The following is an 11,761-nucleotide window of genomic DNA, read 5'->3' on the forward strand; positions in this document are numbered from 1 at the left end:
TCGAACACCCGCCGAGGTCTTCCGCGACAAACTCATGGAAGGTGACACCGCCCTGCCCTAACCTCGCCAGCGACCAAGTCGCCCTTCAGCGTGAAACCACACATCCACTGCAAGTCGGTCTCGGCCCAGGAACTCCGCACCCTGCTGGGCGCACGTGAGGCAATCCAGCAGGCCATGATTTCGTTGGAGCTTTCCTCGGGCGGGCTGCTTCGGAACTTCGGCCTGAAGGTCGGTCCGATCTCGCGCGGCCGGTTCGAGGCGCGGATCCGGGAACTGGCGGAGGGCAACGCGATGCTCGAGGCCGCCTCGGAGCCGATGCTGCGGGCGCAATCCTGTCTTCGTCAGGAGCTGGCCGATCTGGAATGACAGGTCCGTAGGCTGGCGCAGGACGATCCGGCCTGCCGTCGCCTGATGCCCATGCGCGGGCCGTCGGGGCCGTGGTCGCGCTGTCCTATCGCGCCGCGGTTCATGACCCCTCCCGGTTCAGCACCTCGAGCAAAATCGGCCCTTGGGCGGGACTGACGCTGTCGCGCAGCCAGTCTGGCGAGAGATATATCTCGGGTGGGATCACCATGGCCGGCGACGTCTATCTGCGTCGTGCCTTGTGTCAGGCCGCGACAGTCATGATGCATTGAAGTCGGGTCTCATGGCTGCGGACATGGCTGGCGCAGCTTGCACGCCGGCGCGGCGCGAAGCGGGCGATGGTGGCCTTGGCGCGGCGGATCGGCGTCATCCTGCATCGGATGTGGGTCGATGACACCGACTTCCGGCTAGATGGTGCGGCGCCCGCCGCTGCCTGAGATGTAGTGATCCCCGCACGAGCCTTTAGGCCTGCGGGCCTTCGAGGTCCCCCGAGGGACGTGGTTCCGGCGATGCCGTGGTCAGGACTGTGCCGATCCAGATCGAGCACGCCTATGATATGGGCACACCGGGACTGCAGAGAACCGGCATCATGCTGGCGGTCAGCGCGCCGACCACCGACCGAAGCATGCACCCGGGTGACCACAGAAGAAGGCCGCGTCTCCGCCAGGCTCGTGCAAAGAACGGAAAAGATACCCGCCATGGCCGCCGATCAGCTGTGTGCAAAGCCGCTTTACGAGGACGATCCCGTTACCGAAGTCCTGTCGCCTCGGCTTGCAAAATGGACATGGTGGCCGCGTGAAATTTCGAGAAATGGCCGAAATATAATGGTTATCGGGTGCCTGACGTTGGGAAAAGGTCATCGGTCGGTTGGCGTCTCAGCCCTTTTGACCATTGGGAGTTGGCGACATGGGACTGGTGCAGATGAGCGAGCGCGACGTTCACCGGATCGAAGTTCTTTCAGGCGTGATTGACGACAGCCAAGCTACCTGACCCCGACCGAGGTTTTCCGCGAACATCACGTGCCACGGCTATTGGACGGTGAAGCTGTCACGCCGTCTGACGTCACATCCGGGCCAGCGCGTCCGGACCCGTCGGCTTCAGTCGTAGACGGACTGGAACAGGTCCGTGGCAGATGGTCCACCGCCCTGCGGTGCTTCCCCGGGCTGACGTAGCCTCAGCAAATCTTCGCCGTCATGGACGTAGCGGGTGTCGACGAGCCCAGCGATCACTGGCCGGATAGCATCCGTGCGGTAGCTCTGGATGATCAGCTCAGGCCGCTCCTCGGCCAATGCGTTCGGCAGCGCGCCGTCAGGCCCGGCCGCGTTCGCACGCGAGACTGCCATGGCGTCGAGCCAGAGCCGGGGCGCCATGCGTCGGGCGGGCAGCATGCCGATGCCGTCGAAATAGGTTTCGCCGAGGGGAACCAGCGCCTCGGCCTGCCGGATGAAGGCCAGCTGAACCCGGTTGTCATGGTCGAAATAGGCCACGTTGCGCACGAAACCTGCGGAAATTCCGGCGACCAGCAGCATGAGCACCACCTTCGCGCCGATACCCTCGCGCGACCGGGTCAACAGATGCCCGGGGCAGATCGCGAGGACGGGCAGCACCATGGTAAAGACATAGGGCCAGGGCTGATCATGCGTGAAGACCAGCACGGCCATGACGAGGGTGAAGATCGCATGGATTCGCTGCGGCGGCGCAAGCCGTGGCAGGCCTGCCAGCATGACGGCCAGACCTGCTAAACACGGGATGTAGAGTGCGATGTTTCGCACGAATGTCTGGCCGACGAACCCCCGGATGCCGGGATAGAGCTCGTGTGCGACGGTGGCGACCTCGATCGGGCCAAGGAACAGCGCCCGCAGGACGCCGAGCGGCGCCATCCCCCCGAAGCCGAGCACATAGGTCGCGACGGCGATCAGCCAGCCGCCGATCAGCAGCGTGCCGCGGCGGAGTGCCGACGCAGGGCGGCGCAGGGCGAGAGCATCGACGACGAGCGCCATGCCGAGCGCGACGTTGAAGTAGATGGACTTCTGCGTCGTCAGGAAGGCCAGCCCGGAGAAGATGCCGGCAAGGATCAGACGACCCGTGCGATCGGCGGGCCCGCGCATCGTCACCCAAAGCGCCAGCAATGCGAAGAGCAACGCCAGCGGCTCCGACCGAAGGCGGAACCCGCGTTCCATGAAATTCGAAAAACTGAGCAGGACCATCACGCCCAGCGCAGCCATTAGCGCCGATTGGCCGCTATGCCGCGCGATCCGCCAGACGAGCGCGCAGGTGATCATCGCCACCCCGGCCGTCATTGCCCGGGCGATCAACAGCATCGAGACGGAATCCGTGCCGATACGCCGGGCGAGGTCGTAGAAGACGACATAGAGCACCGATTTCTCGGGCCAGATCGTGGTGAAAAAGCCGTCCCAAAGCCATGTGGTCTGAGACAGGGTCCAGAATTCGTCCATGACGAAACGGGTGTTGAACGCGAGTGCGGCCAGCAGGCAGAGCTTGAGCCCGATCAGAAGGCGCAGCAACAGTCCGGTAGAGACCCCGCCCCAGGGTCCCGCCCCCGCGACCGGAGTCATGCGGTCTTCCGCCCGCGCAGAAGCCGAAGACGCGGGCGGACGCGGGCGACGATCCGGCTGTCGCGCAAGAGACACCAAATCCCGCGTGGACCCAGCGCCATGACTTGCGCGCAGGTCGCCGCCGTCGCGGTGCCCGCGGCCCCGTGGAAACGGCCGGCCAGCAGAAGGTTGACGGCATTCGACGCCTCGATGACCGGCCGCAGTCGGCGGCCCGTTGCGGCGGGCAGCGCGTCCAGATGGCGGGCCGGCGGGATCGCCAGCTGCCGGCCGAACTCTGCAAGATCGCGCGAACCCGTGACCGTGAGCGAGCCGCGATGCAGCCTGAAGCCCGTGCGCGTCTCGGGCGACCAGGCCATCGGCGCCGCTGCCGCAAGCCGCAGCCAGAGATCCCAGTCAGCCGTGTACCACAGCGTCTCGTCCAGCCCGCCGCCGCGCAGCGCGAGATCCCGGCGGAACACGACAGAGGGCAGCGCCACCGTGTTCTGGACGATCAGCCGCGCCAGTGCCCGCTCGGGCGCGATCAGCGCGTCCTTCCCGCCGAAGGGCGGCGCGAAGCGGCCGATGCGGCGGTCGTCGGGGTCGATATAGGCGGATGCGTGCAGCCAGCACCCTGCCTCTGGGTGGCGGTCGAGTTGTGCCCTCAGCGCCTCGGCACGGCCGGGCAGCCAGACATCATCCTGATGCAGGATGGTGACGAGGTCCGATTGCGCCTCGCGCAGACCGAGATTGGTATTCTGCATCCAGCTGACATTCTGCGGCGCATCGATGATCCGCAGGTTGCGACCTTCCGCATGGGCCGCGGCGATCGCGCGGCTCGCGTCGCCAGAGCCCTGGTCGATGACCAGTATCTCGATCCCCGGGGCATCGACGGGCAGCGAGGCGAGCGTCCGCCCAAGCGTCGCCGCGCCGTTGAAGACGGGCATGATCACCGTCAGCCAGGGCGCGGTCACCGCTGCACCCCTCTGGCCCCGATCAGGATCATGAGCGGCGCCACGACCAGGAACGGACCGGTGGTCACGATCCGCAACGCGACAGCCGTGGCAACGGCGGCACCGGGATCGATCCCCTGCGCGACCAGCAGGCCGGACCATCCGGCCTCGACAAGGCCCAGACCCGCAGGCACCAGAGGAAAGGCCGAGGCAAGCTGCAGCAGCGGCAGGGCAAGGATCAGCGGCCGCGGATCCACGCCCGGGGCCAGCAGGGTCAGCACCCCGACGGTCAGGACCGAGATGATGGCGATGCGCAGCAGCGATATCGCCATCTGTGCCGAAAGACCGCCAAGCGGCATCGACGCGGCCTTGGTCATGCCCTGCGACAGGCCCGGAAGCACCGGATGCGCCATCTGACCGGCCAGGCGCAGCAGGGGGCGGATCAGGATGGTCAGCGTCAGCGAGACGGCGATGGCCAGTGCCGCGATCCCGGCAGGTGCTGCGCCCGTCCCGGCCGTCAGCAGCAGGGTCAACACCAGCCCCGCCAGTGCGAGCAGATCGAAGACCTGTTCGAAAAGCGAGCTCGCCAGTGCCGGGCCGACCGGGATCGCGCTGCGCCGTGCCCAGACCGTCCGCACCGCCGGGGTGACGATCTGGATCGGCATCGCCTGGCCCGCGAGTGTGCCGAGGGTCGTCGCCGCTACCGCGCTGCGCAGCGGCAGACGATATGCACCACCGCTCAGATCACGAAGCATCCGGCGCCACTTCCACGCAGCCAGGCACACCATCGTCACCTGCAGCAGCGTGATCGGCGCATAGGCCCAAGGCGGCAGCCGAGAGAGAGTGGCAAGCAGCGTCGCGCCGTCCATCCCGCTTGTCAGGACAACAGCCATGATCGCCGCAAGGCCGAAGGCCAGCGCGGCGAACCCCTTTCCTCCCGGCAGGGCAGGCGTGCTGTCGGACAGCGAGACCACCTCAGATCGCTCCGGCATGGCGCGAGCGGTGGCCCGACAGGATCGACAGCAGAAACCCCGAAAAGAAGATCTGCGATCCCAGAATGACCATGGTGGCCGCCGCGATCAGCGCCCGCATCTGGTTCAGCGCTCCATAATCGGAGGCGATCCAGCCCAGCGTGATCGTCGCGATCCAGATCAGCCCGGCAAGCCCTGTGCCGCCGCCGGCAAGCAGCCAGTGCTGAAGGCGCGAGCGGTGCAACAGTCCGCGCAGGTGCCGGGCCGGACGCATCAGCCCGTCGCGCGCGCCGATCACCACGGCGAACAGCCCGATCATCCCGGTCTGGGTCGACATCACCAGCGCGGCCGAGGCGGCAACGGCCCAATGGTCGCCGAAGCGCAGTCCGCCTGGCAGGAACAGCGTGCTGTCACCCGCCAGGACCAGCGCTGCCAGCAACAGGCTGCCAAGGCAGAACAGGGCCGCCGAGGGGACAAGAAACAGCCAGACCGGGTTAAGCAGAAACATGTAGACGAGGTGTCGCAGCCCGTCCCGCCAAGGGTTCAGATGCGGTGGCCGCCCGCGCTGGTCCGGGGAAAGGGTGACCGGAACCTCGGCGATGGTCAGCCCGGCCAGCGCCGACTTGAGAACCATCTCGGACGCGAATTCCATGCCGGTCGAAGATAACTTCAGCCGGTCATAGGCGGTGCGGCTGATCGCCCGGATCCCACAATGCGCATCGGTGATGTCGGTCCGGAACATCATCCGCAGCAGCCCGGTAAGGGCCGGATTGCCGATGTAGCGGTTCTTCCACGGCATCGCGTTCGGCTTGATCTCGCCGCGAAACCGCGAGCCCATGCAGAGATCGGCCCCCTCGATTAGGGCCCCGATCATCGGCAGGGCCTCGACGAAATCGTAGGAACAGTCGCTGTCCCCCATCACAAGATAGGGGGCCTTCGTCGCGGCAAATCCGCCGATCAGGGCCGCGCCGTAGCCACGCTCCGAGACCGAGACGACCCGCGCCCCGCCGCGGATCGCAAGCGCCTGGCTGCCATCGGTGCTGCCGTTGTCGGCGACGATGACCTCGCCCGACAACCCGTAGCGGTTGCGGATCTCGGCCAGCGCCTCACGCGCGCGGGTCACACACCATTCGATCGTCCGTGCCTCGTTGAGACAGGGCAGGACAAAGGCAACGGACAGCGATTCCATCCTCATCGGCACGGCCCCGGCAACACACAACGCTCCGGTCTCAAGACAGGAAAAATGCGGCGGGCTGCGGGCACGGACGCGGCAATTTTTAACCACGCTGTCGGGTCGCGCGGCCTTGCCGCGTTCTGGCCGGGCCGTCGGGGCCCGCGTCAGGCGCCGCGCAGCAGCCGTCCGCCCTGCGTCAGACCGGTCGTTCCGCCCGGGCTTTGCGCAAGGCAGGCCCACAGCGTCGCGGTGTTCGAACTAATCACCGGCACGCCCAGTTCGCCCTCGAGCGCGTCGATCAGCGGCAGGCTGGGGAAGTCCGTGCAGGTGATCAGCAGCGCCTCGCTGCCCGGCACGAAGGTCTGGGCCACCAGCGCGCGGATCCGGTCGAGCGGGGTCTGCGCGATCAGCGGAAACTCGCAGGGACCGTTCGCGCCGATGCCCAGACCGGCGATGGCCAGCGTCTCGAAGCCATGCGCGGCGAGGAAGGCGACCTCGTGCTGGTTGGTGGCCTCGGCATAGGGCGTGACGATCGAAAGGCGGCGCACACCGAGGTGGCGCAACGCGCGCACGATGGAATCCGCGGTGGTCACCACCGGCAGGCCGCTGCGTTCGGTCATCTCGGCGCAGAGGCTGTCGGAGGGCACCAGCATCGAGCCCGCGGTGCAGGCATAGGCCACCACATCGGGCTTCATCGGCGCCAGCATCGCGATGGTCTCGGCAAGGTCGTCCTTCAGCGCGGCGCGGCCATCGGGGCTGGTCATGTCGGAATGCAGCGCCATGCGCTGGCTGTGCGCGGTCGCGCCGGGGGGCAGCAGCCGGGCCCATTCCGCCTCGTTCACGGTGTTGGTGGGCGGCACGATCAGCCCGATGCGGGCACGGGCGGAATAGGTCGACAGCGGGCGGGTCATGGCGGCTCTCACAGGATCGAAGGGCGGGCGACGGGGGGCGAGACCGCCTCGGGCGGCGGAGCGCCGGGGACGGTCCAGTGGCGGCCGATGAAGCGCCGGCCCGTGACACCGTCCGAAGCCGGACCGCAAAGCCAGGCGATCCCCGCGGCCATCACCTGCGGCGAGAGCAGGTTGCCATCGGCCCCCTTCTTTTCGGGCCCGGGCGGCAGCAGGTCGGTGTCGGCAGCCCCGCCGGGCAGGAAGACGTTGACCGTGACGCCGGTCCCGTCGAGGTCCTGCGCCCAGACCCGGCTCGCGGCCTCCAGCGCGGCCTTCGAGGGGCCGTAGGGCGCGTATCCGCGCCGGACCATCGTGAGGTCCGAGGTCGAGATGTTGACGATCTTGCCGCCCCCGCGCGCGATCATGCCCGGCGTCACCGCGCGGGCCATGTGGAAGGCGCCGTTGACATTGGTGGCGATGATGCGCGCCCAGGCCTCGGGCTCGGCCTCCCAGAAGCGGGTGGGCTCGGTGTTGAACCGCTCCGAGATCAGCCGCATGCCGAGGCCCGCGTTGTTCACCAGCGCCGTCACCGGGCCAAGCGCGGCTTCGGCCGCGGCATGGGCCTGCACGCAGGCGGCGGGATCGGCCACGTCGAAGGCATGGGTCGAGACCGCGCCCGCCCCGGCGGCAAGCGCCTCGCGCGCGATGGCCGCAAGCGCCGAGCCCTCGGCCGAGGCGCAAAGCGCAATCCGCGCCCCCTGCCCCGCCAGCGACAGCGCCATCGCCCGGCCAAGGCCACGGCTGGCGCCGGTGATCATCGCGACCGTGCCGGCCAGCTCTCGCCCGGCCGCGGTCATGGCCGCAGCTCGCGGTCGGCGGGCAGCGGGCAGACTCGGGGGCGCGTCGACAGGATATGGGCGCGCATCGCCATCTCGGCCCAGTCGGGATTGCCCGCGGCGAGCGCGCGCAGGATGTCGCGATGCTGGTCGTTCGAGGCGCGGATGTTCAGCGGCTGGCCCATGACGAAGCGCTTGATCAGCGCGACCGGCGCCGCGATCACCGGGCGCATCATGATGCGGATCTGGGTCGAGTGGCAGGCCTCGACCAGCACGTCATGGAACTGCCCGTTCAACCGCAGGAAGCTTTCGGTCGCGGCCTCTGGCTCGGCGTGGTCGATCGCGTCCATCGCCGCGATCAGCGCCGACAGCCGGTCGATTTCGACCGGGGTGATCCGCTCGGCGGCGATGCGGGCGGCATAGCCTTCGATCCGCGCCCGCATGTCGAACATCACCATGATCTCGGAAATCGAGAAATCGGTGACGAAGCGGTGCCGGTTGTCCTCGGTGGCAAGACCTTCTGCCACCAGCCGGCGCAAAGCTTCGCGCACCGGGGTGCGCGAGGTGCCGGTCATCTCGCAGAGGGTTTCCTCGCGCAGGTGGCTGCCGGGGGGCAGGCTGTTCGACAGGATCGCGGCGCGGATGCCCAGATAGGCCCGGGTCGCGGCCTTGGCCGAGGGATCGCCCTCGGGCCCGTCCGGGGCGCGAAGCTCCGGCTCGGGACTGTCGGGCGCGGTGTCGCGGGTCATGCCTGCCCCCCTTCGATCAATAGTGCGACAGAAGCTTGCCGAAGCCCTGCACCTTGTCGGTGATCCCGGCGGTGCGCAACGCGTGCCAGTAGGTGGCGGTGTTGATCGCGATCACCGGCTTGTCGAGCCAGAATTCGGCCATCGCCGCGACCTTCGCCATGGCAAGGTTGGTGCCGGCCTGAATGATCGCGTCGACGCCCAGTTCGTTCAGCTCGATGATCGCGTCGCGCAGGGTCTGGGGCGTCTCGTGCGCGATCAGCATCGGGCCCTTGCACTTGAGCCCCTTCACCCCCGCGACCTCGTAGCCGCAGTCGGTGAAGAACTTCGTCACCTGGTCGTCGCCGATCGGCATGTAGGGGGTGACGACGGCGATGCGCTTGATGTTGCCATAGGCCTCCAGCGCGGCCCGGCAGGCGTCCGAGCCCATGGTGACCGGCACGCCGGCGCGGTCCTCGACCTGGCCCTTGAGCGTGTCGGCGCGATCCTTGCCGTCCCAGAAGGTTTCGGCCGACATGCCCATGATCACCGCCTGCGGCTCGCAGGACATGACGCTGTCGATCGCCTCCATGGTCTTGGCGCGGATGCGCATCACCAGCTCGTTGAAGTCGGCGTCGCTGGCGACGGGATCGTTCGGGATCACGATGCGCGAGAAGTGGTTGGTCACGCCCACCGGGCGCATGTCGTCGAATTCGGGCTGCACCGAGGTGTTGGTCGAGGGGGCGATCACCCCGAATTTCATGCGGTAGCCGAGCGAGTCGGTCATGGGTCTTCTCCGGTTCTTCGGGGGTCAGGCGACGGCTTCGAGGTCGCGCAGCGACTGGATCATCGAGGCCTTCAGCAGGTGGGCGCGGTGCTTGGCGCGGTCGGCGACGATGCCGCGCAGCTCGTCGTGATAGGCGGCGCGGGCGGCCGGGTCCTTTTCCGACATCATCTTGCGGTTGCGCAGCGTCGTGGCCTGCACCGTGTCCAGCGCGACCTTGCGGCGCTGACGCTCGTAGCGGCCGAGCGTCTCGGGCGCGGCGCCGGCCAGAACCTCGACCAGCCGGTTGGTCAGGTTCAGCGCGTCATGGATGCCGCCGTTCATACCCATCCCGCCCAGCGGATTGTTCAGATGCGCCGCGTCGCCGGCCAGGAACACCCGGCCGTGCACATAAGCCTCGGCCACGCGCTCGTGGACGCGGTAGGCGGTGCAGTGCAGGATCTCGTATCGGTCGGGGTTGAACTGGATCGCCTGCAGGCGCCGCTCGATCGTGTCGGGATTCTTGATCTCGTCGTCGCTGAGCCGGGCGTCGGTCGGCAGAAGCACCCGCCACAGGGTCGGCGTGCGCAGAAGCACCTGCCATTCGTCGGGGTCCGAGACATAGGCAATGGGCGCAAGATCCGGGATCACCGCCGCGAAGTCGAAGCTGGTCGAGATCGACAGGAAGATCTCGGGGATCGTCTGGCCGTCGAACTTGACGCCCAGCTGTTTGCGGATCGGGCTGTGCGCGCCGTCCGCCGCGATCAGGTAGCGGCCGCGGACCTCGCCGGGCTCGCCGGCCGGGTCGGTGAACAGCACCGTCACCCCGTCCTCGTCCTGGGTGAAGCCGGTGACGCTGTGGCCATAGCGCATGTCGATGCCGCCGGTGCCGGCGAAGTCCTCGCGCAGCATGTCCGACATCTTCCACTGCTCGCATTGCAGGCGGAACGGATAGGCGGTGTCGTCGGAAAGCACACCCATGTCGAAGGTCGCCACCACCCCGGTGTCGCGGTCGCGGTACTGCCAGTTGCGGCAAACGAGCCCGCGTTCGACCAGCCGGTCGGCGATGCCGAATTCGGCCAGCATGTCCAGCGTCGGCGGATGGAAGGTCGAGGCGCGCAGGTCGCGGGGAACGTCCTCGGACCGCTCGAGCACGACGACCGGAATCCCGTGACGGATCAGGTTCGCCGCGGCGATCAGCCCTACGGGACCGGCGCCGGAAATGATGACTGGAGCCTCGGAGCTGCCCATCTGGTTACCTCGATAGTTTGTATCCAAGAAACTTCTGCCCTTCGCCAGTGCGATCCGGCAATCAAGATTTCCTCAGCCTTGAGGCACAGGCAGATTTCTGCAACGCGGCAAGCGCGATGAGCATATAAACGCGTATAAACAGCATATTATACAATGATGTGGCGTGACCTTCGCTTGGCAGAGAAATTCTCATGGCCGATTTGATGCAGTTTCGTGGCAAGGTTTCTGTCAAGCGATGTATCCAAATATCGCCTATAAAATCGGCAACCGGGAGTAAGAAATGATCAATCTGACCAAGGTCGCGCTGGCGGGGGCCATCGCTCTCGGCCTGGCCGGCACCGCGGGTGCGCAGACCGTCGCACTGGGCACGACCAAGGGCGGCTCGACCGGCCAGGTCGGTACCGCCATCGCCAACATCGCGACCCAGGCCGGCGAGATCCGGGTGATCCCGCAAGAGACCGCCAACACCTCGCAATACATCCCGATGGTCGACACGGGCCGCGTCGAATTCGGGATCGCGAACTACCCGCAGACCGCCTTCGCGCTGAAGGGCACCGGCATGTCGGAAGGCGCTGCCGCGCCGAACCTGCGCATGGTCGCCTCGCTGATGGACTTCACCTCGGGGATGCTGGTGCTGAAGGCCTCGGGCATCCAGACCGTGGCCGATCTGAAGGGCCACAAGGTGCCGCGCTTCCCCGACAACTCGCTGGGCGATTTCGTGATCCGCGCGATCCTGGCCACCGCCGACCTGACCTATGACGACGTGACTCAGGTGCCGACCGCCAACTTCCCGGCGATGTTCGACGGGCTCAAGGACGGCTCGCTCGACACCTCGATCGCCACCGCCGGCGCCGCACATGTGATGGACATCAAGGCTTCGGCCGGCGACGTGAAGTTCCTGTCGCTCGACGGGGCCGAGGACGGCGCGCGCATGGACGCGATCCTGCCCGGCACCCGGATCTTCGACATCACCGGCATGCAGGCCGAGGGCGTCGAGGGCACGACCAAGATCTTCGGCTACGACTACATGCTGTTCACCGGCAAAGACACGCCCGACGCCGTCGTGACCGCGATGACCAAGGCGCTTTACGAGGGCCGCGCCGCGCTGATGGCCACCGGACCGCTGTGGGAGACCTTCTCGCCCGAGGGCATGGGCCGCTCGAAGGGCCTGCCCTACCACCCGGCCGCGATCGCTTTCTACAAGGAGCACGGCGTTCCCGTCGCCGAGTGACCGCCTGACCTGACCTGATCCGCCCCCGCGCGGGCCGTCTCCCCACGGCCCG

Annotated in this window: 10 protein-coding genes and 1 pseudogene; 2 read left to right on the top strand and 9 right to left on the bottom strand. The window is 67.5% G+C overall.

Annotated features, from left to right (window positions below; all coding sequences use genetic code 11):
* Window positions 1-102 precede the first annotated feature (102 nt).
* Window positions 103-800: pseudogene (locus tag V8J36_RS22885) on the top strand (IS110 family transposase); the annotation flags it as partial.
* Between the two features lie 660 nt (window positions 801-1,460).
* Here V8J36_RS22885 and V8J36_RS16375 read toward each other — a convergent pair.
* The 9 genes from V8J36_RS16375 to V8J36_RS16415 all read right to left on the bottom strand — a co-directional run bounded on the left by V8J36_RS16375 (window position 1,461) and on the right by V8J36_RS16415 (window position 10,478).
* Entirely contained in the window at window positions 1,461-2,939 is a 1,479-nt protein-coding gene (locus V8J36_RS16375) for a DUF7056 domain-containing protein (protein WP_336468392.1), read from the bottom strand.
* Window positions 2,936-3,889, bottom strand: coding sequence for a glycosyltransferase (locus tag V8J36_RS16380; RefSeq protein ID WP_336468393.1), 954 nt, complete (start codon window positions 3,887-3,889; stop codon window positions 2,936-2,938). The genes V8J36_RS16375 and V8J36_RS16380 overlap by 4 nt, the downstream gene beginning before the upstream one ends.
* Window positions 3,886-4,860 (bottom strand): lysylphosphatidylglycerol synthase transmembrane domain-containing protein, encoded by a 975-nt coding sequence (locus tag V8J36_RS16385; protein ID WP_336468394.1) that lies wholly within the window; start codon window positions 4,858-4,860, stop codon window positions 3,886-3,888. The genes V8J36_RS16380 and V8J36_RS16385 overlap by 4 nt, the downstream gene beginning before the upstream one ends.
* Window positions 4,844-6,034, bottom strand: coding sequence for a glycosyltransferase family 2 protein (locus V8J36_RS16390; protein ID WP_336468395.1), 1,191 nt, complete (start codon window positions 6,032-6,034; stop codon window positions 4,844-4,846). Before V8J36_RS16390 ends, V8J36_RS16385 begins: the two co-directional genes overlap by 17 nt.
* Before the next feature lie 143 nt (window positions 6,035-6,177).
* On the bottom strand, window positions 6,178-6,924 hold the full coding sequence (locus V8J36_RS16395) for a maleate cis-trans isomerase family protein (RefSeq protein ID WP_336468396.1): 747 nt from the start codon (window positions 6,922-6,924) through the stop codon (window positions 6,178-6,180).
* 8 nt (window positions 6,925-6,932) lie between these two features.
* The gene (locus tag V8J36_RS16400) at window positions 6,933-7,760 is read right to left on the bottom strand and encodes an SDR family NAD(P)-dependent oxidoreductase (protein ID WP_336468397.1); all 828 of its coding nucleotides are present in this window, start codon (window positions 7,758-7,760) and stop codon (window positions 6,933-6,935) included.
* Window positions 7,757-8,488, bottom strand: coding sequence for a GntR family transcriptional regulator (locus tag V8J36_RS16405; protein ID WP_336468398.1), 732 nt, complete (start codon window positions 8,486-8,488; stop codon window positions 7,757-7,759). Before V8J36_RS16405 ends, V8J36_RS16400 begins: the two co-directional genes overlap by 4 nt.
* A 16-nt stretch (window positions 8,489-8,504) precedes the next feature.
* Window positions 8,505-9,251 carry a maleate cis-trans isomerase family protein gene (locus V8J36_RS16410; protein ID WP_336468399.1) on the bottom strand — a complete coding sequence of 249 codons (747 nt, stop codon included), beginning with the start codon at window positions 9,249-9,251 and terminating at the stop codon, window positions 8,505-8,507.
* A 24-nt stretch (window positions 9,252-9,275) separates the two neighbouring features.
* Window positions 9,276-10,478 carry an FAD-dependent oxidoreductase gene (locus V8J36_RS16415; RefSeq protein ID WP_336468400.1) on the bottom strand — a complete coding sequence of 401 codons (1,203 nt, stop codon included), beginning with the start codon at window positions 10,476-10,478 and terminating at the stop codon, window positions 9,276-9,278.
* 280 nt (window positions 10,479-10,758) lie between these two features.
* On the opposite strand from V8J36_RS16415, the gene V8J36_RS16420 reads away from it, so the two are divergent.
* Window positions 10,759-11,709: a TAXI family TRAP transporter solute-binding subunit gene (locus tag V8J36_RS16420; protein ID WP_336468401.1), complete on the top strand. Its 951-nt coding sequence runs from the start codon at window positions 10,759-10,761 to the stop codon at window positions 11,707-11,709.
* Window positions 11,710-11,761 lie beyond the last annotated feature (52 nt).

The sequence above is a fragment of the Frigidibacter sp. MR17.14 genome (genome assembly GCF_037095735.1).
Classification (GTDB): domain Bacteria; phylum Pseudomonadota; class Alphaproteobacteria; order Rhodobacterales; family Rhodobacteraceae; genus Frigidibacter.

Coding starts and splice junctions, on each gene's coding strand:
- V8J36_RS16390 (WP_336468395.1), bottom strand. CDS start 6,034: ATGAGGATGGAATCGCTGTCCGTTGCCTTTGTCCTGCCCTGTCTCAAC.
- V8J36_RS16405 (WP_336468398.1), bottom strand. CDS start 8,488: ATGACCCGCGACACCGCGCCCGACAGTCCCGAGCCGGAGCTTCGCGCC.
- V8J36_RS16385 (WP_336468394.1), bottom strand. CDS start 4,860: ATGCCGGAGCGATCTGAGGTGGTCTCGCTGTCCGACAGCACGCCTGCC.
- V8J36_RS16420 (WP_336468401.1), top strand. CDS start 10,759: ATGATCAATCTGACCAAGGTCGCGCTGGCGGGGGCCATCGCTCTCGGC.
- V8J36_RS16395 (WP_336468396.1), bottom strand. CDS start 6,924: ATGACCCGCCCGCTGTCGACCTATTCCGCCCGTGCCCGCATCGGGCTG.
- V8J36_RS16400 (WP_336468397.1), bottom strand. CDS start 7,760: ATGACCGCGGCCGGGCGAGAGCTGGCCGGCACGGTCGCGATGATCACC.
- V8J36_RS16375 (WP_336468392.1), bottom strand. CDS start 2,939: ATGACTCCGGTCGCGGGGGCGGGACCCTGGGGCGGGGTCTCTACCGGA.
- V8J36_RS16415 (WP_336468400.1), bottom strand. CDS start 10,478: ATGGGCAGCTCCGAGGCTCCAGTCATCATTTCCGGCGCCGGTCCCGTA.
- V8J36_RS16410 (WP_336468399.1), bottom strand. CDS start 9,251: ATGACCGACTCGCTCGGCTACCGCATGAAATTCGGGGTGATCGCCCCC.